The sequence below is a fragment of the Allobranchiibius sp. GilTou38 genome, assembly GCF_017565325.1.
Classification (GTDB): domain Bacteria; phylum Actinomycetota; class Actinomycetes; order Actinomycetales; family Dermatophilaceae; genus Allobranchiibius; species Allobranchiibius huperziae.
Genome location: NZ_JAGEKN010000004.1, coordinates 1 through 19,987 on the forward strand (window position 1 = coordinate 1; position 19,987 = coordinate 19,987).

General features: G+C 69.4%; 20 protein-coding genes and 1 pseudogene. 6 read left to right on the forward strand and 15 right to left on the reverse strand.

All coding sequences use genetic code 11. The features are described 5' to 3' along the window. Nucleotides 1–123: 123 nt before the first annotated feature. From JOB34_RS01825 to JOB34_RS01835, 3 genes are all read right to left on the reverse strand, one after another. Nucleotides 124–1,041: a hypothetical protein gene (locus tag JOB34_RS01825; protein ID WP_208051413.1), complete on the reverse strand. Its 918-nt coding sequence runs from the start codon at nt 1,039–1,041 to the stop codon at nt 124–126. Between the two features lie 41 nt (nt 1,042–1,082). Then, entirely contained in the window at nt 1,083–1,991 is a 909-nt protein-coding gene (locus tag JOB34_RS01830) for an NlpC/P60 family protein (RefSeq protein WP_208051138.1), read from the reverse strand. 82 nt (nt 1,992–2,073) lie between these two features. After that, the gene (locus JOB34_RS01835; protein ID WP_208051139.1) at nt 2,074–2,910 is read right to left on the reverse strand and encodes a helix-turn-helix domain-containing protein; all 837 of its coding nucleotides are present in this window, start codon (nt 2,908–2,910) and stop codon (nt 2,074–2,076) included. Nucleotides 2,911–3,053: 143 nt separating this feature from the next. Between JOB34_RS01835 and JOB34_RS01840 the strand changes: the two genes are divergently transcribed. Further along, nucleotides 3,054–4,154 (forward strand): nuclear transport factor 2 family protein, encoded by a 1,101-nt coding sequence (locus tag JOB34_RS01840; protein ID WP_208051140.1) that lies wholly within the window; start codon nt 3,054–3,056, stop codon nt 4,152–4,154. A gap of 18 nt (nt 4,155–4,172) precedes the next feature. Here the strand turns inward: JOB34_RS01840 and ffh are convergent, their stop codons facing one another. Continuing rightward, nucleotides 4,173–5,768 (reverse strand): signal recognition particle protein, encoded by a 1,596-nt coding sequence (ffh, locus tag JOB34_RS01845; RefSeq protein WP_208051141.1) that lies wholly within the window; start codon nt 5,766–5,768, stop codon nt 4,173–4,175. Between the two features lie 56 nt (nt 5,769–5,824). Further along, nucleotides 5,825–7,765, reverse strand: a complete 1,941-nt coding sequence (locus JOB34_RS01850; protein WP_347813684.1) for an adenylyl cyclase — start codon at nt 7,763–7,765, stop codon at nt 5,825–5,827. A gap of 88 nt (nt 7,766–7,853) precedes the next feature. Between JOB34_RS01850 and JOB34_RS01855 the strand changes: the two are divergent. Then, nucleotides 7,854–8,144, forward strand: a pseudogene (locus JOB34_RS01855) (VOC family protein); the annotation flags it as partial. 19 nt (nt 8,145–8,163) lie between these two features. On the opposite strand, the gene JOB34_RS01860 reads toward JOB34_RS01855, so the two are convergent. From JOB34_RS01860 to JOB34_RS01875, 4 genes are all read right to left on the reverse strand, one after another. Then, on the reverse strand, nt 8,164–10,521 hold the full coding sequence (locus JOB34_RS01860; RefSeq protein WP_208051142.1) for a [protein-PII] uridylyltransferase: 2,358 nt from the start codon (nt 10,519–10,521) through the stop codon (nt 8,164–8,166). A gap of 131 nt (nt 10,522–10,652) precedes the next feature. Beyond that, on the reverse strand, nt 10,653–10,991 hold the full coding sequence (locus JOB34_RS01865; RefSeq protein WP_179479744.1) for a P-II family nitrogen regulator: 339 nt from the start codon (nt 10,989–10,991) through the stop codon (nt 10,653–10,655). Continuing rightward, the gene (locus JOB34_RS01870) at nt 10,988–12,430 is read right to left on the reverse strand and encodes an ammonium transporter (RefSeq protein WP_208051143.1); all 1,443 of its coding nucleotides are present in this window, start codon (nt 12,428–12,430) and stop codon (nt 10,988–10,990) included. The genes JOB34_RS01865 and JOB34_RS01870 overlap by 4 nt, the downstream gene beginning before the upstream one ends. Before the next feature lie 144 nt (nt 12,431–12,574). After that, nucleotides 12,575–13,114, reverse strand: coding sequence for a hypothetical protein (locus JOB34_RS01875; protein WP_208051144.1), 540 nt, complete (start codon nt 13,112–13,114; stop codon nt 12,575–12,577). 115 nt (nt 13,115–13,229) lie between these two features. On the opposite strand from JOB34_RS01875, the gene JOB34_RS01880 reads away from it, so the two are divergent. From JOB34_RS01880 to JOB34_RS01890, 3 genes are read left to right on the forward strand one after another with little or no spacing between them, the layout of a single operon-like run. Further along, complete coding sequence (locus JOB34_RS01880; protein WP_208051145.1) at nt 13,230–14,012, forward strand: ATP-binding cassette domain-containing protein; 783 nt, start codon at nt 13,230–13,232, stop codon at nt 14,010–14,012. Next, nucleotides 14,009–14,767: an ABC transporter permease gene (locus JOB34_RS01885; RefSeq protein WP_208051146.1), complete on the forward strand. Its 759-nt coding sequence runs from the start codon at nt 14,009–14,011 to the stop codon at nt 14,765–14,767. Before JOB34_RS01880 ends, JOB34_RS01885 begins: the two co-directional genes overlap by 4 nt. Nucleotides 14,768–14,796: 29 nt before the next feature. Next, nucleotides 14,797–15,567: a MerR family transcriptional regulator gene (locus JOB34_RS01890; protein WP_208051147.1), complete on the forward strand. Its 771-nt coding sequence runs from the start codon at nt 14,797–14,799 to the stop codon at nt 15,565–15,567. A gap of 39 nt (nt 15,568–15,606) precedes the next feature. On the opposite strand, the gene JOB34_RS17300 is transcribed toward JOB34_RS01890, so the two are convergent. The 3 genes from JOB34_RS17300 to JOB34_RS01900 all read right to left on the reverse strand — a co-directional run bounded on the left by JOB34_RS17300 (nt 15,607) and on the right by JOB34_RS01900 (nt 16,713). Next, nucleotides 15,607–15,900 (reverse strand): hypothetical protein, encoded by a 294-nt coding sequence (locus JOB34_RS17300; RefSeq protein WP_243757519.1) that lies wholly within the window; start codon nt 15,898–15,900, stop codon nt 15,607–15,609. Nucleotides 15,901–15,904: 4 nt separating this feature from the next. Then, nucleotides 15,905–16,150 carry a hypothetical protein gene (locus JOB34_RS17305; protein WP_243757520.1) on the reverse strand — a complete coding sequence of 82 codons (246 nt, stop codon included), beginning with the start codon at nt 16,148–16,150 and terminating at the stop codon, nt 15,905–15,907. Nucleotides 16,151–16,269: 119 nt separating this feature from the next. Further along, nucleotides 16,270–16,713, reverse strand: a complete 444-nt coding sequence (locus tag JOB34_RS01900; RefSeq protein WP_208051148.1) for a hypothetical protein — start codon at nt 16,711–16,713, stop codon at nt 16,270–16,272. 254 nt (nt 16,714–16,967) lie between these two features. On the opposite strand from JOB34_RS01900, the gene JOB34_RS01905 reads away from it, so the two are divergent. Continuing rightward, complete coding sequence (locus tag JOB34_RS01905; protein WP_208051149.1) at nt 16,968–17,264, forward strand: hypothetical protein; 297 nt, start codon at nt 16,968–16,970, stop codon at nt 17,262–17,264. A gap of 54 nt (nt 17,265–17,318) precedes the next feature. Here JOB34_RS01905 and JOB34_RS01910 read toward each other — a convergent pair whose 3' ends face one another. The 3 genes from JOB34_RS01910 to JOB34_RS01920 all read right to left on the reverse strand — a co-directional run bounded on the left by JOB34_RS01910 (nt 17,319) and on the right by JOB34_RS01920 (nt 19,983). After that, nucleotides 17,319–17,558, reverse strand: coding sequence for a hypothetical protein (locus JOB34_RS01910; protein WP_208051150.1), 240 nt, complete (start codon nt 17,556–17,558; stop codon nt 17,319–17,321). Nucleotides 17,559–17,783: 225 nt separating this feature from the next. After that, complete coding sequence (locus JOB34_RS01915) at nt 17,784–17,936, reverse strand: hypothetical protein (protein ID WP_208051151.1); 153 nt, start codon at nt 17,934–17,936, stop codon at nt 17,784–17,786. Between the two features lie 178 nt (nt 17,937–18,114). Beyond that, entirely contained in the window at nt 18,115–19,983 is a 1,869-nt protein-coding gene (locus tag JOB34_RS01920) for a glycoside hydrolase family 15 protein (protein WP_208051392.1), read from the reverse strand. Nucleotides 19,984–19,987: the final 4 nt, after the last annotated feature.

Here is a 19,987-nt window from a genome sequence, read left to right on the forward strand (position 1 = left end):
TGACGCTGCCGACCAGCATTTGCATAGATGCGCAAACCTTCGGTAGCTCGCCGCGCCCAGATGACGCAGATGAGAAGGGCAGGACGCTCCATGCGTCCTGCCCTTCTCATCTGCGAGACCGGGTCAGCAGGCGGGGATCCCGGGGATCCTCGCGTCGTTCGCGCCACCGCTCACGTGCGTGGCGTTGACCCACACGTTCGCGTTGCCGGAGTCGTCGTCGGTCTTCAGCCACCAGTTGTTGCGGTAGCCGTCGAAGTGCACCTCCGACCCCTTGGACTGGCAGAAGAAGTAGTTGCGACCGGTGTGCAGCACGCCGACCTTCCTCCCACCTGAGGGCTTGGTGTAGGAAGACGCCTGCGCCCACACGTTCTTGTAGACCTTCTTGGGGTGGTGCTTGGCGGGCGGCGCCGGCTTGGTCGGCGGAGCGGGCTTCGTCGGCGGTGTCTTGGTGTCCCAGAGTGCGTTGACGAGCACCTTCGCGGGCGACCTCTCATCGGCATACGCCGACGGGTACTCCGAGATCTGCACGCGCTGCGCCACCTTCGCCGCGTCGGTGGTCTTCCAGCCACCGTGCGCGTAGTCGGCCAGCATGTGCTTCAGGAAGGTGCGGGTCGCGTGCTCCGGGGTGCGGCACTGGGTCACCGTGCCCCAGCCCTGCGAGGGGCGTTGCTGGAACAGCCCGACGCTGTCGTCGGCACCGCCCTTGTGGTTGTGCAGCGTGCTCTCCGTGATCGCGGTCATCAGGGCGATGTACGCCGCCCGCTTGGGCAGACCGATCGACTTCGTACCCGCGACGATGGCCCGGGCGCAGGCGATCTGCTGGGCGTCCACCGAGTTGCCGAGTCGTGCGCCGTGGAAGTGACCCGACACCTTGCGTGCGAGCGCCGCGTCGTCGGAGTGTCTCGCGCAGGTCGTCGCGCTGGCGGATGCTGCGGCGGTGTGGTGGCCCACGGCGACCGCACCGGTGGCCATACCGGTCACCGCCACGCCGGAAACGCCCAGCGCCACCACCGACCGCGCCACCATTCTGGAATTCTTCATGATCGTCTTCCTTTCGGGATTCAGGGGTCCGCAAATAACGGTCAGCAGGTGCGCAGGCCGGGAATCCGCGCGTCGTTCGCGCCCCCGCTCACGTGGGTGGCGTTGACCCAGACATTCGCGTTGCCGGAATCGTCGTCGGTCTTCAACCACCAGTTGTTGCGGTAACCGTCGAAATGCACCTCGGAGCCCTTCGACTGGCAGTAGAAGTAATTGCGACCGGTGTGCAGGACCCCGACCTTCCTGCCGCCGGAGGCCTTGGTGTACGACGGAGCCTGCGCCCAGACGTCCTTGTAGACCTTCTTCGGGTGGTGCTCGGCGGGCGGCGCCGGCTTGGTCGGCGGCGGGGTGCTTCCCTTGCCGGCGTACCGGTAGATGCCGGTGACCCGCTCGCTCTCGGTGGACAGCTTCTGAGTCGTCAGACCGGCCACGTCGCCCTCGGCCTGCACGACCTTGCCGGCGCCCATGTAGATCACGGTGTGACCGGGGTAGACCACGACGTCGCCGGGCTCAGTCGCCTTGGAGACCTTCCTCCATCCGTGCTGCCGCAACGCATTTCCCTCGACGCCGGTGTAGGCGCCGGCGCCGATGTCGCGGCCGGTGCCCTTGTAGACGGCCCACCGCACGAGGCCCGAGCAGTCGAATCCGACCTTGTGGGTGTCGTTGTAGTACTCACCACCCTGGTCATAGACCGAACCCGTGGACTTGCCCGGCTTCTTGTGGTGGCCGCCGTTCCACGAGTACTTGGTGCCCTTCTTCAGCTCGGCGCACGCCGTGTTGACGATGGCGGCCTGCACCTTGCTGGCCGATCCGTAGACGTGGCAGACGGCGCCGTTGCGGGTCGACGCGTGGGCGGCTCCGGAGCCGAATGCGACGACTCCTCCGGCCGCGATTCCGCTGCTCAGCGCGAGCGCGGTGGTGCCGTGGATGACTTTCCTGGTGACGGTGCTCATTGCTCTTCCTTTTCAAGAACGAGGGCGGCTCTTCCGTCCTGCGATGTCGCCCCGACATTCCGACCGGATTCGCTGTGCGATATCACGCGACCGAACTTCGTGGAGCAATGCTCTGACGGGCCCGGGTGCCGAGAAGTTCCACGCCGAGCGAAGAAATCGAATGAGTCACGCTGCGACCGTTGCGACGGGAATGAATGAGATGTGCGGCGGCCAGCGCCCCGGCGTGACGGGAGACGCTCGGCACACTGGTCCCGAGGCGCTCGGCGATCTCGCTCGTCGTGCCCGGGATCTGGGTGGCCCGCAACACTTCCACCCGAGCCGGTCCGATCAGCCGGGCGAGGTCGGCATCGGGCGCGCCGGTGAGCAGACGCCCCGCCTGCGCGACGGGACACACGAGCACGTGACGGTCGCGGTGCCGTACGAGCAGTGCTCGCCCCGGCGGGCAGAAGTAGGCGGGCTGCACCAGCAGGCCGCCGCCCTCCAGCCGTACGTCACCGCTCGGGAGACCGGGCACACGCAGCACCGGATGCGCCCAGACCGCACCTCTGCAGATGTCCTGAAGCAGCGCGGACAGTCCGCCGACGGCCTGCCGGTGGGCGCGCTCCTGCAGGTCGGCGGCGACGCGCAACTGCAGAGCGGGCCAGTACGGCGCCAGTGCAGACTCCCAGTAGTGGTCCAGTGTCTGTGTGCCGCACAGCTGCGAGGTAGAGCGCGCGGGCGTCAGACAGCCGGCGAGGAGCGTCGCCACGGGGGCCGCGAGGCCGCTGCGAGCGACCCGCACACGCCACTCGGCGTACCTGCGCGGGGGCGAATCAGACTGCAGATGCTGCGCGCTGAGCATCATCTCCCAGGTGCTGCTGACACCGGGCGCAAGCATGACGTGGCCGAGATCGGCGGGTGTGAAATGCACTTGGAGCATGGCGAACCTTCGGGCCGGGCGTGATGGATCGGCCCACACCTGGCGTGCGTGGACCTATCCCTCCGACGCGCGCCACGTCCGTTCGGCTCCCTGCCAGCACCGAGGGGTTGCTATGGGCCACCGCTTTGAGAAGGATCCGATGCATGGCGAGAGTTGCAGTGATCGGTGCCTCGGGGCAGGTGGGCGAGGCGGTCGTCGCCGCGCTCCATGCGAAGGACCACGAAGCGGTCGAGGTGTCGCGCGCCCGCGGCGTCGACGTCATGAGCGGTGAGGGGCTCGACGACGCCCTTGCCGGAGCCGTCGCGGCGATCGACGTGCTCAACACGAACGAGACCGACGCTGACGCGGCGGTGGCGTTCTTCACCGGCACCAGCAAGAACCTGCTGGCCGCTGAGGAGCGCGCGGGCGTGCGGCACCACGTGCTGCTGTCGATCGTGAACATCGAGGCCGTGCCCGACAACGGGCACTACCTGGGGAAGGTCGCTCAGGAGGAGCAGGTGCAGTCCGGCCCGATCCCGTGGACGATCCAGCGCGCCACCCAGTTCCACACCTTCGCCGCGACAGCGGTGAGCTGGGCCACCGCGGACGGTGTCGCCACCGTCGCGCCACTCCTCGTACAGCCGGTCGATGTCGCCGACGTCGCGGAGGTGCTCGTCGAGCTCGCGCTCGGCGACCCGCAGGGCCGTACGGCGGACCTCGCCGGCCCCGACACGCAGGACCTCGTGGACATGGCACGACGCACCCTCGCCGCGCACGGTGATTCCACCCAGGTGCACGCCAGTTGGCGTGACAACCCGTTCGGCACCTCGATGGCCGGGGAGGTCCTGCTACCGAGCGGCGCTGCCCGCATCACGTCGACCACGTTCGAGGAGTGGCTCGCCTCCCGGACGGGCCCGCGGGCCCTGGCGAACACCTACTACGCCGCGTGGACGGCGCACGACTTCGACCGCCTCCGAAGGGTCTTGGCCGACGACGCCACGTTCCGCGGACCCCTCGGCACCGCCGACTCCGGCGACGAGTGCCTGCAGGGTCTGCAGGGCATGAGCCGGATGATGACCGGCATACAGATCGTCCGGATGCTTGTCGACGGTCCCGACGTCATCACCTGGTACGACCTGCTCACCAAAGACGCGCCGCCCACGCCGACGGTCAACTGGATGCACGTCGAAGACGGCCGCATCGCGAAGATCCGGGTCGCGTTCGACCCGCGCCCGATCCTCGGAGAGGCGCCCAGCGACAGCTGACCCGAGTCAGGAGGCCTGTCAGTCCTTCTGGCCGAGGAACTTCTCGAAGCCCTTGGGCAGCTTCACGTCCTCGGTCGGCTCCTCGGCGCCCGCGCCGAACGCGTTGCCGAAGGACCGCTCGCGGGCGTCGGATGCCTTGGCCAGCGCGGCCTGCTCCTGCTGCGCGCGCTTGGCCGGGTTGCCGCTCTTGCCCTTCTTCTTGACCTGCTGCTTGGCGCGCTTGGCACCGCCGCCGCCGGGCATGCCACCCATGCCCGGCATCCCGGGCATACCCCCGCCGCGGCGCATCTGGCGCATCATCTTCTGCGCCTGGGTGAAGCGCTCCAGCAGCTGGTTGACCTCGGACACCGTCGTGCCCGAGCCGCCCGCGATGCGGGCGCGGCGTGAGCCGTTGATGGCCTTGGGGTGGGTGCGCTCGAACTTGGTCATCGACTGCACCATGGCCTCGACGCGGACGAACTCCCGCTCGTCGAGGCTGTTCAACTGTTCGCGCATGCCCGACATGCCGGGCATCATCCCCATGAGCGCCTTGATGTTGCCCATCTTCTTGATGGCGTTCATCTGCTCCAGGAAGTCTTCGAAGGTGAAGTCCTCCTCGTCCATGAACTTACGCGCCATCTCGGCGGACTGGCGCTGGTCGAACGCGCGCTCGGCCTGCTCGATGAGGGTGAGGACGTCGCCCATGTCCAGGATGCGCGAGGCCATCCGATCGGGGTGGAAGACCTCGATGTCCTTCACGCCCTCGCCCGTGGAGGAGTACATGATCGGGCGACCGGTGACCGAGGCGACCGACAGCGCCGCACCACCGCGGGCGTCGCCGTCGAGCTTGGACAGGACGACGCCGGTGAAGTCGACGCCCTGTTGGAACGCCAGGGCCGTCTCGATCGCGGCCTGACCGATCATCGCGTCGATGACGAAGAGGACCTCGTCGGGCTGGATGGCCTCGCGGATGTCGGCCGCCTGCTTCATGAGCGCCTCGTCCACCGCGAGGCGGCCGGCGGTGTCGACGATGACCACGTCGTACTGGCGCACCCGCGCCTGACCGACGCCGGCCTGCGCGACCCACACCGGGTCGCCGTACGACGTCGTGCCCTCCGCGCCTTGGGCGGCGCCGCCCTCGTTGCCGCGTTCGGGCGCGAAGCACGGCACCCCGGCGCGCTCCGCGACGACCTCGAGCTGGGTGACGGCGTTGGGGCGCTGCAGGTCGGCGGCGACCAGCACCGGGAAGTGGCCCTCGTCGCGCAGCCGGCGGGCGAGCTTGCCCGCGAACGTCGTCTTACCCGAGCCCTGCAGACCGGCGAGCATGATCACGGTCGGCGGTCGCTTGGCGAGCGTCAGCGGCCGGGTCTGGCCGCCGAGGATCTCCACCAGCTCCTCGTTGACGATCTTGACGACCTGCTGGCCCGGGTTCAGCGCCTTGCTGACCTCGGCGCCCAAGGCACGCTCGCGCACCCGCGAGGTGAAATGGCGCACCACCGTCGTCGAGACGTCCGCATCGAGCAGCGCCATCCGGATGTCCCGGATGGTGGCGTTGATGTCGGATTCGCTGAGCCGCCCCTTGCCCTTGATGTTCTTGAAGGTGGCCGTCAACCGGTCCGAGAGAGTGTTGAACACGCCCTACAGTTTATGGGCCGTGCGCGACAGGCCCGGCACGCCCGGCATCACCCGCGTCAGGACGTCGCGCCGTTGGAGTAGAAGGTGACGTCGCTCGGTCCCTGGAAGGTCGGCGTGACAGGTGCACCGACACCATCGATCACGTGGTCAATCGTCCCGGCCTTGTTGAGCGAGATGGTGACCATGTCGTGCATCGCCACGCCGGGCGTGTTCGGCACCTCGAAGCCGTTCGCGGCGTGCAGCGACGGGTTGACGTTGGTGTAGATGTAGCTGCCCAGACCGTAGGCGGCGTGGGTCCGCACGGAGTTCGCCACCTTGTAGCCGGGGTAACCGGGCTCGCCGTGCTGGCTCCAGGCGGCCTGGTCCGGTGCGTCGTAGGGCAACTCGTTCTGGAAGAAGATGGACTCGCCGCGTTCGCCGTTCCAGAGGACGTTGTACTTCTGGTAGTGCTCGGCGAAGAGCCCGGTGGCCGTGACGTCGTCACCGTTCACGACCACCCCGTCGTTGGCGGTGTTCACCGTCCAGCCCACGTCGCCGGCGTTCTGCCCGTGGTCGGCACGCCAGGACCAGATGTCGTCGAGGATCGTGTGGTCGCTGTTGACGACCAGCCCGTCGTCCACCCGCCCGACATGAGCGCCGCCGATCCTGAAGAAGACGTCCTGCAGGGCCGTCGGGTCGGCCGCGCTGGAGCGGTGCGGGTTGCCGTGGCCGCGACCCGCGTGGTCGCTGCCCACCCGCAGCAGGGCCGGGGACTTCTTCGCCCCGGCGTCGAAGATGATGCCCGCGACGTCGATGCCCGGGACGTCGGCCGTGGTCATCGCGATGTTGCCCGCGTCCGGTTCGATGGTGGCCAGTCCCAGGCCGAGCACCACGGTGTCCGCACGCTTGACGTCGATCGAACGGTTCGTCGCGTAGACCCCCGGGGTGAGCAGCAGGTTCCTGCCCTGCGCCAGTGCCGAGTTGATCTTCGCGATCGAGGCGCCGGGCTTCGCGACGTAGAAGCTGCTGAGCGGCAGGGAGCGGCCACGGGTCTGACCGCCCTGCCACGTGGTGCCCTTGGAGTTCGTCTGCGCTGAGGGGACGAACACGCGGTACGCGCCGTGAGCGTCGACGTACAGGTACGGTTTCTCGCGGGAGACCGGAGTCGTGTCGAGGGTGGTGTACGGCGCCGCTGCCGAGCCGTCGGCGTTCGTCGTGCCGAAGCTCTGGGCCGGGGCGCCGACGTCGCCGGAGAAGACCTGGTTCCAGACGCCGTTGCTCCAGCCGCCCATCGTGCTGTTGCGCACGTAGAACTGCTGCTGGCTGCCGTTGATCGGCGTAGCGCCTCCGAAGGACGTGTCGGCCACGAAACCACCGCTGGCGTAGGACGGCCCGGTGCAGTAGTCCATGAACGTCGTGTTCCCGGTGACGTCCACCCGGCGCATCGGCGCCGCCTGCGAGACGGCCCAGAACTCGGTGTTGGCGTAGCAGCCGGCGTTCCCGTTGCCGCCCGGCCCCGTGACGGCGATGTGCAGGTTGGACAGCGAGCGCCAGAAGTTGTCCAGCGCGGTGCCGTCGCTCTGGTTGTAGACGTCGACCGACCCGTTGATCGTGACGTCGTCGGGGTTCTGGCCGAGGCCCGCGACCTCGGTGTAGAAGCCGACCTGGAACCTCAGGGGGTCGGCGACGCTGCCGTAGGTGCCCGGCTTGAAGAGCAGCGCGTACCGCTGAGGGCCGAACTGGTTGGTGATCTGCTGGTTGGCGATCGCATCGACCTTCGCCTGGATCTCGGCGGTCGACATGCTCGGGTCGAAGACGACGACGTTCGGTCCGAGGACGCTCGCGCTGACGGCGGGTCTGGCCGGGCCGCTGCGACCGGGCGCGGCGGCCGCGGTACCGACCGCGCCGACGGTCGCCACCGCCGCCGAGGCAGCGATGGCAGCGGCACGGGTCAGGGAGTGTCGCAGGTTCCGACGGCGGGCAGCGGTCGACGTACGGCCGAAGGCACTGGAAGTCACTTTGTTCCCCTATCTGGGCCTGGAGTTCGGACTCTACATCCGTGATTTCGCCCGCGCGGGGATCTGAGCGCGTCGCGATTCTCGGGGAGCTAGCGTGCGCGCCATGCTCCAGACGCCGGACGGGGGCGGTCGCCTCGAACTCCTCGAGTACCTGCACCCCGACGCGATCGAGTCCGGACCCACGACGCCGAACGAGATCGGCATGCGCCGCGTGGCGTTCTCGGTCGACGACATCGACGACGCCCCGCGGATCGTGGCCAGGCACGGCTACGGCCCGCTTCGGGGCGTCGCGACCTACGAGGACGTCCACAAGCTCGCCTACGTCCGCGGCCCCAGCGGCATCATCGTGATGCTGGCGCAGGAGCTGCAGCCCAGCTGAACGCGCGGGAGTGGCGGGGTCAGCTGTCGCAGGCGTCGATCAGGGCGGCGATCACCTGCGCGACGGCCGGAGGCTCGACGGGACGGCCACCGGCAGCGGTGACGTAGAAGGTGTCCAGGCTCTGACCGGCGTACGTCGCGACGTGCGCCGAGCGCACGGCGAGCCCGCACTTGGCGAACGTCATACCGATGTCGCGCAGCAGCCCGGGCCGGTCGGTGGATCGCACTTCGATCACCGTGGCGTCCGCCGAGCCGCCCGGGATGACCGTGGCGCGGGTCGTCGGGGCATCCGGGACCGGCGTACGACGGCGCCGCTCCAGTGCGCGCAGCGGGCCCCGATCGCCCGCGGCCAGCAGGCCGAGCCCGCGCGAGACGTCCTGCGGGTTGGGCAGATCGCCGCCCGGGCACTCCACCTCCCAGCTGTTCACGGCGATCCCGTCGGCGGTGCGGACCCGTGCGGTCCGCACCACCACACCGGCTGCCGCCAGCAGGCCGACGGTGTCGGCGAACAGGCCCAACCGGTCACGGTCGGCGATCTGGATGGACGCGCCCCGTGGGGTCGGCACGATGTGGACGTACGCGATCCCCATGGCGACGTCGTCGACCGCGTCCGGGCCGAGCAGCGCTGTGGCGTCGGCGGGTTCGGCCGGCACGGTGTGGTGCTCGCCGAGCTGCGCGCGGGTGTGTCGCACCAGGTCGGCGACCAGCCCCGCGCGCCAGGTGGTCCAGGCCTTGGGTCCCGCGGCGACGGCATCGGCCTGGGTGAGCACGGCCAGCTGGTCGAGGATGTCGCGGCGCCCCTCGACGGCGTCGATGAGCGCACGGACCGTCGCCGGGTCCTGGGCGTCACGGCGCGTCGCCAGATCGACCAGCGTCAGGTGCTCGCGCACCAGGAGCTCGATCACGTCGACGTCGTCTCCGACGAAGCCCATCCGACGCGCGATGTTGGCCGCCACGGGAGCACCCTCCACCGCGTGGTCGTGCACGCCGGCGATCTTGCCGATGTCGTGCAGCAGCGCGACCACGAGCAGCAGGTCCGGCCGGTCGACCTCGGCACGGGCCTGCGAGGCCTCCACCACGGTCTCGATCAGGTGCCGGTCGACGGTGTGGCGGTGTACGGCGTTGCGCTGCGGGCGGCTGCGTACGGCCCGCCATTCAGGCACCCACAACGCGATCGCACCGGCGAGGTCGAGGCTCTCCCACACCTGGCGCAGACCCGGCCCGGCCGCCAGCAGGTCGACGAAGGCGTCCCGGATCTCCGAGGTCCACGGTCGGGTGGGCTCCACCAGGTCGCGCGTCAGGTTGGCCACCGTGGCGGGAGCGAGCGGCAGCCGCCGCCGCGCGGACGCCGCTGCGGCGCGCAGCAGCAGCAACGAATCGCCTCTGGGCGACAGGCCCTGGCCCAGCACGACCTCGCCGTCGTGTTCGTAGAGGCCGTATCCCAGGGGGTGGAGCAGCGGCCGACGGGGCCCCACCCGAAGGGTGCGGGCGCGTTGGCTCTGGGCGGCGCGTCGGAAGGTCCCGTCGAGGGCGAAGTTGATCGCTCTCGCGCACTCCACGACCTCGGTGAGCAGCGCGTCCTGGTCCAGGTGACCGAGCAGCGCCGCCACCCCGTCCTGGTCCTCGCGGCTGAGACGGTCCCGGCCGCGGCCGGTGACCACGTGCAACGCGTCGCGCACGTCGAGCAGGCGCCCGTACGCGGCGTCCACGTCGCCGTGCGGCCGGTCCGCAAGCCATGCCGCGGTCAGGGACCGCAGGATGGTCATGTCGCGCAGACCGCCGCGCGCCTCCTTCAGGTCCGGCTCGATCGCCGTGGTCAGGTCGCCGTTGCGCTGGTGGCGCGCCTCGAGGCTCTCGCGCAGCTCGGGCAGGCGCTTGCGGGCGTTGCCGCGCCAGTCGTGCGCGATGCTGGTGCGGATCCCCGACACGACGAGCGGGTCGCCGGCGATCCAGTTCAGGTCGAGCATCCCGACAGCGGCGGACAGGTCCGCCGAGGCGACGCTGCGGCACTCCCCCAGGGTCCGCACGCTGTGATCGAGGCGCACTCCGGCGTCCCAGACCGGATACCAGATGCGGTCCGCGAGCGCCGTCACATCCCCAGCGTCCATCGACCGACCGTCGTGCACCAGCACGAGGTCGTAATCGCTCAACGGGCCGCCGTCCCCGCGGGCCAGGCTCCCGACGGCCGCGAGGGCCACCCCCTGATCGTGGGTCCCACGCAAGGGCGCGACCGCCTCGTCCCACAGGTCGCCGAGCCAGCTGCGTCCGTACGCCGCGAGGCGGGCGCGCCGCTGCTCACCGGCCCCGGGCCGGGTGAAGTCGCGGGTGCCCGCGAGATCCAGTCGCTTGCCTGTGTGATCCACCGGGATCGTTCCCATGGTCGCCTCCCCTTCGTCGACGTACGGCGTTGCGCGGCAGACGTGTTCGCCCGTACGGACGGTGGCCGGCGTCCCGTCCGTCGACGGGACGCCGGCCGATCTCGTGCGCGGTGATGCTGCCGGGCGGAGGTCTAGAGCGCCGTGGCGCCCTTCTCCCCGGTACGCACCCGGACCACGTCCTCGACCGGCACGGTCCACACCTTGCCGTCACCGATCCGACCGGTCTGCGCCGCCTTCACGATCACGTCGACGACGCTGCCGGCGTCCATGTCCTCCACGATGACCTCGACGCGCACCTTGGGCACGAAGTCGACGGTGTACTCGGCGCCGCGGTAGACCTCGCTGTGCCCGCGCTGGCGACCGTACCCGCTGGACTCGCTGACCGTCATTCCGGCGATGCCGTAGGCCTCCAGGGCCTCTTTGACCTCGTCCAGCTTGAACGGCTTGATGATGGCGGTGACCAGCTTCATGCCTTCACTTCCTCTTCGTCGTGGTGGCGGGCGTCATGCGGGACAGCGTGCGAGCCGACGCCCATCCGGCCGCTGAACAGGTTGCCCAGGTCGTAGCCGGTCTCGGCGTGCTCGGCGGAGTCGATGCCCGCGTCCTCGTCATCCTCGTGCAACCGGAAGCCCATGGTCTTCTCCAGGGCGAATCCGATGATGTAGGTGACCACGAAGGAGAAGATCATCACGCTGATCGCGGCGGCCGCCTGAACGCCCAGCTGCAGGAAACCTCCCCCGTAGAAAAGACCCTCCTGCATCTTGATTCCGGCCAGACCGGTGGGGCTGTTGACGCTGGCGAGCAGGCCGATCAGCAGGGTGCCGACCAGACCACCGACCAGGTGCACGCCGACCACGTCGAGGCTGTCGTCGAAGCCGAGCTTGAACTTCAGACCGACCGCGAAGGCGCAGATCGAGCCGGCGGCGAGTCCCACGATCAGGGCGCCGACCGGGGTGACCGTGGCGCAGGCCGGGGTGATGGCCACCAGTCCGGCGACGACGCCGGAGGCGGCTCCCAGGGAGGTCGGGTGCCCGTCGCGCACCTTCTCCACGATGAGCCAGCCGAGCATCGCCGTGCAGGTCGCGGCGAGCGTGTTGACCCAGACGCCGGCGGCCTGCGTGCCGGCGCCGAGAGCGGACCCGGCGTTGAAACCGAACCAGCCGAACCACAGGATGCCCGCGCCGAGCATCACCAGGGTCAGGTTGTGCGGACGCATCGGGTCCTTGCCGAAGCCGATCCGCTTGCCGAGCACGAGTGCGAGCGCCAGGCCCGCCGCACCGGCGTTGATGTGGATCGCGGTGCCACCGGCGAAGTCGTACGCGCCGTGCCCGTGCAGGAATCCGCCGCCGTTCGCGATCCAGCCACCGGTCTTGGCGGCGTACCCGCTGAAGGCGAAGACCCAGTGCGCCGCCGGAAAGTAGACGAGCGTGGCCCACAGGACGGTGAACACGGTCCAGGTCGTGAACTTCGCACGGTCGGCGATGGCGCCGGAGATCAGGGCGACCGCGATGATGGCGAAGACCACCTGGAACGCCACGAAGGCGCTTCCGGGGATGCCTCCTGCTGCCGGCGTGCTGCCGTCGGCCGGCGTGTAGCCGTAGATCGCGCCGAGGACGCCGTGCAGGCCGAACTCCTTGAAGGGGTTGCCGAGCAGGCCCTTGTCGCCGAGGTCGGGTCCGAAGGCCTCGCTGTAGCCCCAGAGCACCCACACGGTGCCGACCGTGCCCATGCTGATGAAGCTCATCATCATCATGTTGAGGACGCTCTTGGTACGGACCATGCCGCCGTAGAAGAACGCCAGTCCGGGGGTCATGAACAGCACGAGGGCGGCCGCAGCCAGCACCCACGCGGTGTTCCCGCTGTCGGTGAACGGCGTATCGGCCGTCGCGAGTGTTGAGAGGGTCGTCATGGGCGATCACTGTCCGCGAACGGCGTTTCACCTGGACGCGCAACGTGTTACGGACGTGTTGCGAATCGGCTCACGGTGTTAAAGAACCGTTGCGCGAGACAGCCGTCTCGATGCTCGAGACGGGACGTGGGCTGCGGGGTGGTGTCAGGGCGTGATGCCGCTCTGCCGCAGGACGGAGGCGAACTCCGGATTCGGGGAGTCGCCGCTGACCCGGCACTCGAACGCGAACGGGGTGACGTGTCGCGAGACCCGTTCGCAGCGCATGGTCAGGTAGTCGCCGGACACGATGTGCCGGCGCGAGGAGTTGGCGACCAGGGCGTAGTTCTGGTCGCCCATCGACGCCACGGTGTAGGTGGCGGTCTCCCGCCCCGTGTCGACGCGGACCTTCCGGGTGAAGTAGACCGTCCCGTGCGCGAGACGCCACTGGTGGTAGGCCGGGTCCGGCGGCCACAGCGGGCCCCAGCACGCGACGGCGATGATCGCGGTGACGACTGCCAGCGCGATGCCGGGGTGGCGGCGAAACGCACCCTGCACCGCCGTACGCCCGCCCGGCTGCGGCTTCCAGGCCCCGGTACGTCGTCGGTGCAGGATGCGGGCCAGCAGCGCGCACCACGCGAGGCTCACCACGATCGAGATGGACAGCCCGATCAGGAACGACCATGCCCAGGGGCCCGATGACGCCATGCGAGCCGGTCCGAGCACGCCGCACACGCTAACCCAGGTCGGGGTGGGCAGCTCGACCATCACGATGCTGCGGCGGCTTGACCTTGACGCAGCGTCAGGGTTGCACAGTGCTCGCATGACCACGAGAACAGCGATCGAGATCGCGGGGCTGACCAAGTGCTACAACGACCATGACGTGCTCCGGGGCGTCGATCTGAGCGTCCCGGCAGGGACCGTCGTCGCCCTGCTCGGCTCCAATGGAGCAGGCAAGACGACCACCGTGCGGATCCTGTCGACGCTGCTCAAGGCCGACGAGGGTGCTGTCACCGTCAACGGGTACGACGTCCGCGCCGAGGCGGCCGACGTACGCCGATCCATCAGCCTCACAGGGCAGTTCGCTGCGGTGGACGAGATCCTGACCGGCCGGGAGAATCTGGTCCTGATCGCCCGGCTGCGCCGGATGAAGGACCCACGGGCCGTCACCGACGACATGCTGGAACGGTTCGGCCTCACGGACGCCGCCACTCGGCGCGTGTCGACCTACTCCGGCGGGATGCGCCGCCGCCTGGACATCGCGATGAGCCTCATCGGCGACCCGCAGGTGCTCTTCCTGGACGAGCCGACCACGGGCCTGGACCCGCAGGCGAGGCTCGACGTCTGGGCGATCGTGCGCGAACTCGCCGGCCAGGGCACCACGGTGCTGCTCACCACCCAGTACCTCGACGAGGCCGAGCACCTCGCCGATCGGATCGCCATCCTGCACGAGGGCCGGATCATCGCGAACGGCACGCTCGCGGAGCTCAAGACGCTGCTGCCACCGGCCGAGGTCGAGTACGTCGAGAAGCAACCCACCCTCGAGGAGATCTTCCTGTCCATCGTCGGCCACCGGGACGACGCGTCCGTGAGGAGCCAGTCATGAACACGACTTCGTTCGCCAACACCGTTGCTTTGCTGGGCCGTTCGCTGCGTCACGTGCTGCGCAGCCCCGACACGGTCATCACCACCGCGATCACCCCGATCGCCATGCTGCTGCTCTTCGTCTACGTCTTCGGCGGGGCGATCCACACCGGCGGCAGCTATGTGGACTACCTCCTGCCGGGGATCCTGCTCATCACCATCGCGTCGGGCGTCGCGTACACCGCACTGCGGGTGTTCACCGACGTGTCGAGCGGCATCGCCGAACGGATCCAGTCGATGCCGGTGGGTCGATCCGCGATGCTCTGGGCGCATGTGCTCACCTCGCTGGTCGCCAACGCGATCTCCGTGGTGCTCGTGGTCCTGGTCGCGATCGCGATGGGTTTCCGCTCCGGCGCGGGCCTCGGCGCATGGCTCGCCGTCACCGGCATCCTGGTGCTCTTCACGCTCGCCCTGACCTGGCTCGCGGTCATCCCCGGCCTCACGGCGAAGTCCGTCGACGGCGCGAGCGCGTTCTCCTACCCGCTCATCTTCCTGCCGTTCGTCAGCTCCGCGTTCGTGCCGACCTCCGGGATGCCCGGCCCGGTACGGTGGTTCGCCGAACATCAGCCGGTCACCTCGATCGTGAACACCATCCGTCACCTGTACGCCGAGCAGCCGGTCGGCCACGACGTCTGGATCGCGCTCGCATGGTGCAGCGGCCTTCTGCTCCTCGCGGTCGTCCTGGCGACGCGCACCTACCGCAGCAGGCTCACCTGACCGGTCGGACGCACATGAGGAGAAGGGTCATGCTGACGATCGGCGAGCTCGCGGCGTACGCCGGTGTGACGGTGCGGGCGGTGCGGCACTACCACGCGACGGGGCTGCTCGCCGAGCCCGAGCGGGACGCGTCCGGATACCGGCGCTACGACGCGGGCGCCGTGGTCGAGCTCATCAGGATCCGTACGCTCGCCGACGCCGGCGTGCCGCTCGCGAGGGTGCGCGAACTGCTCTCGGCCGATGACGAGGCGTTCGCGGCGGCGGTGGCGGACGTCGGCCGCCGCCTGCGGGCCGAGATACGCGACCGGCAGCGTCACCTACGGCGGATCGCCCAGCTCGCCGCGGGCGACAGCCTCGCGCTCCCGGCCGAGGCGGTCGCCTACCTCGAGAGACTGCACGAGCTGGGCTTCGCCGAGCGGTTCGTGGCCGGCGAGCGCGACGCCTGGATCCTGGTCGCCGCGCGACTGCCGGAACAGATGCCGTTCTACATGGCCATGAAGAACCAGCAGCTCGACGATCCGGCCACCCTCGAGCTCTACCGCGACATGGCGGCGACCATCGACTGGGACGCGACCGACCCCCGCCTCCCCGCGATCGCGGACCAACTCGTCGCCGCGCTGGAGGGCTGGTACGACGCGTCCGACGGTGCGGAGCGCATCTCCGGCAGAGTGCCGCGTGACCTGGCGGCCCTGCTCGACTCCGTCTTCATGGACGCGGTCCCCGCCGCGCGAACGCTGCTGGCGTTGCTACAGGCTCGCGGCTGGACCGGCTGGACCAACCTGGAGCGCATCGCCCGCTGAAAGCTCGGCGTACGGACGTCCTCGGCGCGGCGACCCCGATCAGCGGCCGGCGAGTTCGGCGACAAGTGGCGCGAAGGTGTCCGCGACATCGGCTCCGAAGGCGATGTAGGAGACGCCGAGCTCCTCGCGCCGCCGACGCAGCTCGTCGGCCGCGGCGGCGGGATCGAGCGGCAGGTAGGCGAGTGAGTCGGTCTCCCGCAGCGATCCGGTGTCGATGTCCGGGGGCGCCATGAACGGCGACACGCTGTCGCCGACCACCGGGACGTGCATCGAGAGCTCGACCTTGCGCGTGCTGTCGAAGCTGCGGATTCGTTGAGCGAGTGGGCTTCCCACGCTGTCAGCCACGGCCGACGTAGCGGGGCGGCATACACCGAGGTGCCACCCGCACGTCGGCGACGGTCGCAGCGACCGCGAGCGCGGCCGCCGGGGCGGGTTGCAGGCGTGGGAAGTCGGGCATCAGCACCGTCGAGTAGCCGTGGCCGGCGATGCGGCGGACCGTCTCGGTCCAGCCCGCGACATCGGGCCCGAACGGCGTCACGACGCCGAAGCGGAACGGGCTCACTTCAGGATGCCGGTCGGTCATCTGCCTCTCCCTCCATGAAAACCACCCCACCCATCGGGTCTCGTGACCGTCACGCACCCGTCGGCTCACGTCAACGGCGGCGTCAGCGGCTACGCCCGAAGTGGCCGGACGTGCTGTGGTCACGACGAGGTGGCGGCCCACCGGGTGAGTTCGTCGTTCAGCTCCTCGTACTTGTCGTCGAACCACGACCCGCGCTGGCTCGATGAGACGGCGGCGAGGCCGGCGAACCCCACGCCGCCGAAGATGCCGATCAGGAGCGGCGCGAGACCCACCCGGTCCCCGTGCGCCAGCGTCACGATCCCGAAGACGGCGATGAGGACCATCCAGACCGTCAGGCCCCACCACAGGCGCGGCAGGTTGCCCTCCATCCACGCCTCCCGCACCGTGCCTCGGATATACGGCTGACGGCTGCCCGTGTCCACGCGTCCGTGGAAGTGCGGCGGCGAGGAACGCGACCCGGTGGGCACCCAGGCATGGACGAGGTCGCCGACGACCCGCACCTGCAGGCTCGTCTGGAAGATGCTGCCGGTGTTGGCCAAGCCTGCGACTCGGAGAGGGCTCACCGGCACCGACAAGTCTTGTTGCTTACGGGACACCCGCGACACCATGACAGATCCTGCCGCTCAGGGAGCCCCTCTCCCGGCCGGTAATGCGTGCCGAGACCTCAGTACGACGTGCCGTGGCTCGCCCTCGGACAGCTTCACGAAGCTGCCCCACCGGCGGCATGGTCACCACACCACCCGTGTCCGGAGAAGCTGATCCGGTTCCGGGCGGGCCTTGTCCCGGTGGACTGTCGCGGGACAGATCGGAGGAGTTCATGTCGGCGGTGGGGGTGCCCTCCGATCGATGGCGGATGTCGGCCGAGGGGCGTGATCGGGTGGGGGTGATGTGGCGCGGCATGCATTCGCGCGCACCCTCAGCTGCCACCACGCGCCCGGCAGGAGATATCGCGGTGTGGCGCTCGGGTCTGCAGGAGCGCTCAGCACCAGTCGCGACGCTGTACGCAAGCGGCAGCAGCAAGGTCAGTTGGAGCGTCCTGGACAGTCTCGACGTGTGGGGTTGGGTGTACTACGTCGGCGGCCATTGGTACAAGAAGACTCTCGGCCACGGCTGAGTCAGCGCCAGGCACTCCTGGCTCTTCTGCAGTACTCATCACGCGGCGCGCCGCTCAACTGTTCAGGACACTCCGTGCTCGGCGGTCGCTGCGAACGCGAACGGCCTGGATGAACCCACCCACGGCCGCAAGGCATGATTCGGCGGCAATGACGAGACGCCAGCGTTCACCCACACCGAGAACGCACAACATCACACCCGCCACGGCCAAGGAGACGGCGGCCAGGATGAGCACGACGGCGGCGACGAGGGTGCGTCGTTCGCGGCCTCGTGCAGCGCGCAGGGCGCTTTCCATTCTGGAATACCTCATCGACGAAGTGGCCTGCGCGCTCGACCCCGACCCCGGCATTCGGGAAAGGGAGCGTCCCGGGCCGGCCAGGAACGCGTCGCGAACCAGAGGTTACCTTTGCGTAACCACCTCTGCACACCCGCCACGCGCGCGGGCGGGGTTCCACTGCGATCAGCGGACGCCACGCGGTCCACGACCCGTCAGGATCGAGATCGTCGACAGCTCGTGCTTCTACTCCCGCCAGGACTTCTCGCGATGCCGTCGCCGACTCGGCGTCGCGGACGGCTGATCCATCGCCTGGTCCAGCCACTGCATCGCGAATGGCAATCCACCCATGACCAACAGGATCCCGATGATGGCCTCGATGTCCTCAGGCACGCCCATGTCCACGACTCCTCACCGGTTGTGGACGTGCCGTAGGGGCCCGGCCGGGCCCGGGCCGAGCACCTCTGTCGTGGCACCGTCCTCACTACGAGTTCAACGGTGCCAGGACATCCGACCGGCCGCACCGCCCCTAGGGGGGTAACCGCACCGCGCCGATCGTCGAGCCCTCACCAGCCGATCAGCCGTCGCCGTCGTCCAGCGGATCCTGCTGGCGACCCTCTTCCTCACTGTGCACCGTGATGGCCGCGTTGATCAGAGCCAGGTGCGACAACGCCTGCGGCAGGTTGCCGCCGAACGCCCCGGTGCGGGCGTCGATCATCTCCGAGAGCAGGCCGACGTCGTTCAGACTGCCGACCAGCTCCTCCATCAGGTCGCGCGCTTCGCGGACGCGTCCCACCAACGCCAATGCCGAGACACGCCAGAACGAGCAGGCCGTGAAGGTCAGCTCCTCCTCGGCGGCGCCGGTGAACCGGTAGAGGTAGGGCCCGTCGCCCAGGTGCTTCTCCAGCGCATCGAGGGTGCGCGACATCCGCTCACCGCGGTCGAACCCGCTGATCGCGTGCAGCAGGATCGAGGCGTCGAGGGTGCCGCTGCCCGGGTACCACTCGTACGCGCCGAGCTCCTCGTTCCAGCAGTTCTGCTCCACCCACTCCCTGATCGCGTCGGCCTCGTGGCGCCACCGGTCGACGCTGCCGGGGATCTGACCGATGTCGGCCATGTGCGCCGCGTGCTTCAGCGCCTGCCAGCAGCCGAGCTTGGAGGTCGTGTAGTGCCGTTGCTCCGGCAGCTCCCACATGCCGGAATCGGGGCTGCGCCACTGGTCGCACGCGAGATCGGCGACCGTCGTCAGCAGCCGGCCGGTGCCCTCGTCCAGCACGTTCCCGTTGTCGACGTAGAGCTGCACGATGCTGAAGATGTCGCCGTAGATGCCGAGCTGCAACTGAGTCTCGGCCTGGTTGCCGGACCGCACCGGCCCCACGTTGCGCCATCCGGGGACGTCGTAGGTGTGCAGCTCATCCTGGTGCTGGGCGCCGTCCAGCCGCTGCAGCACCTGCGGCTGTGACCCCTGCTCGCGCAGAATCCGCAGCATCCAGCTGATGGCACCGTGGGTCTCCTCGCGCACGCCGAAGCGGAAGAGCGCCGTCAGCGAGAACGCCGTATCGCGCACCCAGGAGTAGCGGTAGTCCCAGTTCTTGTCCTTCGTCAGCGACTCCGGCAGCGACGTCGTCGCGGCCGCAGCGAGCGCGCCCGTCGGCGCGAAGATCAGCTGTTTGAGCATCAGGGCGCTGCGCTGCACCTCCTCCTGCCACGGGCCGTCCCACCCGAACGCCTCGCTCCACGTGCGCCAGTTCGCGATCGTGCGGTCCACGCCGTCGTCGATGTCCTGTGGGGTGGGCAGGTAGAGCGGTTCGCTGTCGGTGCTGGTCAGGCCGAGCAGGTGTCGCGAGCCGGGACTCGTGCGGTAGTCCACCGCGATCGAGCTCGTGGTCACCTCCACCGACTCCTCCGCGAGTGTGCGCACGGCCATGGTCAGCCCATCGAGTCGCAGCACCTTGCCGTGCACCGAGTCGTAGACCCAGGGCGAGGCCGTGTTGAGGCAGGTGCCGGGCACGACGTGCGCCCGCAACAGCACATTGCCCTCCAAGCCGTCGATCCTGCGCCCGAGCTCGCACCAGGGCAGCCGGCCGGCGAGCCCGGTGTTGAGCGAGTCGGTCACCCGGGCGCGACCGCTCGCGGTGGTGTAGGTCGTCTCCAGCACGTTGGTGCCCGGCACGTAGCGGCGTTCGATGGTGGCGGGCTCCACCGGCGCCAAGGCGATGCGCCCGCCGTTCTCGGCATCGAGCAGCGCGGCGAAGGGCGGCGCCGAGTCCAGATTGGGCAGCGGCAGCCAGTCGATACAGCCGTCGCGGGCGATGAGCGCGATCGTGCGGCCGTCGCCGATCGAGGCGTAGTCGCGCAGATCGGCGTACCCGGCGTCATCACGCCCGTCGAGCGGCCCGGGCACGGGGTCGCCCCCGTGCCAGAGCGCCTGAACCCCACCGTTCATCCAA

Excerpts from the sequence above, each read along its gene's own strand:
- JOB34_RS01875 (WP_208051144.1), bottom strand. The coding sequence starts at position 13,114 with ATGGCGTCATCGGGCCCCTGGGCATGGTCGTTCCTGATCGGGCTGTCC.
- JOB34_RS01825 (WP_208051413.1), bottom strand. The coding sequence starts at position 1,041 with ATGAAGAATTCCAGAATGGTGGCGCGGTCGGTGGTGGCGCTGGGCGTT.
- JOB34_RS01905 (WP_208051149.1), top strand. The coding sequence starts at position 16,968 with ATGTCGGCGGTGGGGGTGCCCTCCGATCGATGGCGGATGTCGGCCGAG.
- JOB34_RS01910 (WP_208051150.1), bottom strand. The coding sequence starts at position 17,558 with ATGGAAAGCGCCCTGCGCGCTGCACGAGGCCGCGAACGACGCACCCTC.
- JOB34_RS01915 (WP_208051151.1), bottom strand. The coding sequence starts at position 17,936 with ATGGGCGTGCCTGAGGACATCGAGGCCATCATCGGGATCCTGTTGGTC.
- JOB34_RS01870 (WP_208051143.1), bottom strand. The coding sequence starts at position 12,430 with ATGACGACCCTCTCAACACTCGCGACGGCCGATACGCCGTTCACCGAC.
- JOB34_RS17305 (WP_243757520.1), bottom strand. The coding sequence starts at position 16,150 with ATGACCGACCGGCATCCTGAAGTGAGCCCGTTCCGCTTCGGCGTCGTG.
- JOB34_RS01920 (WP_208051392.1), bottom strand. The coding sequence starts at position 19,983 with ATGAACGGTGGGGTTCAGGCGCTCTGGCACGGGGGCGACCCCGTGCCC.
- JOB34_RS01835 (WP_208051139.1), bottom strand. The coding sequence starts at position 2,910 with ATGCTCCAAGTGCATTTCACACCCGCCGATCTCGGCCACGTCATGCTT.
- JOB34_RS01865 (WP_179479744.1), bottom strand. The coding sequence starts at position 10,991 with ATGAAGCTGGTCACCGCCATCATCAAGCCGTTCAAGCTGGACGAGGTC.
- JOB34_RS01860 (WP_208051142.1), bottom strand. The coding sequence starts at position 10,521 with ATGGGAACGATCCCGGTGGATCACACAGGCAAGCGACTGGATCTCGCG.
- JOB34_RS01885 (WP_208051146.1), top strand. The coding sequence starts at position 14,009 with ATGAACACGACTTCGTTCGCCAACACCGTTGCTTTGCTGGGCCGTTCG.
- JOB34_RS01890 (WP_208051147.1), top strand. The coding sequence starts at position 14,797 with ATGCTGACGATCGGCGAGCTCGCGGCGTACGCCGGTGTGACGGTGCGG.
- JOB34_RS01840 (WP_208051140.1), top strand. The coding sequence starts at position 3,054 with ATGGCGAGAGTTGCAGTGATCGGTGCCTCGGGGCAGGTGGGCGAGGCG.
- JOB34_RS01830 (WP_208051138.1), bottom strand. The coding sequence starts at position 1,991 with ATGAGCACCGTCACCAGGAAAGTCATCCACGGCACCACCGCGCTCGCG.
- JOB34_RS01880 (WP_208051145.1), top strand. The coding sequence starts at position 13,230 with ATGACCACGAGAACAGCGATCGAGATCGCGGGGCTGACCAAGTGCTAC.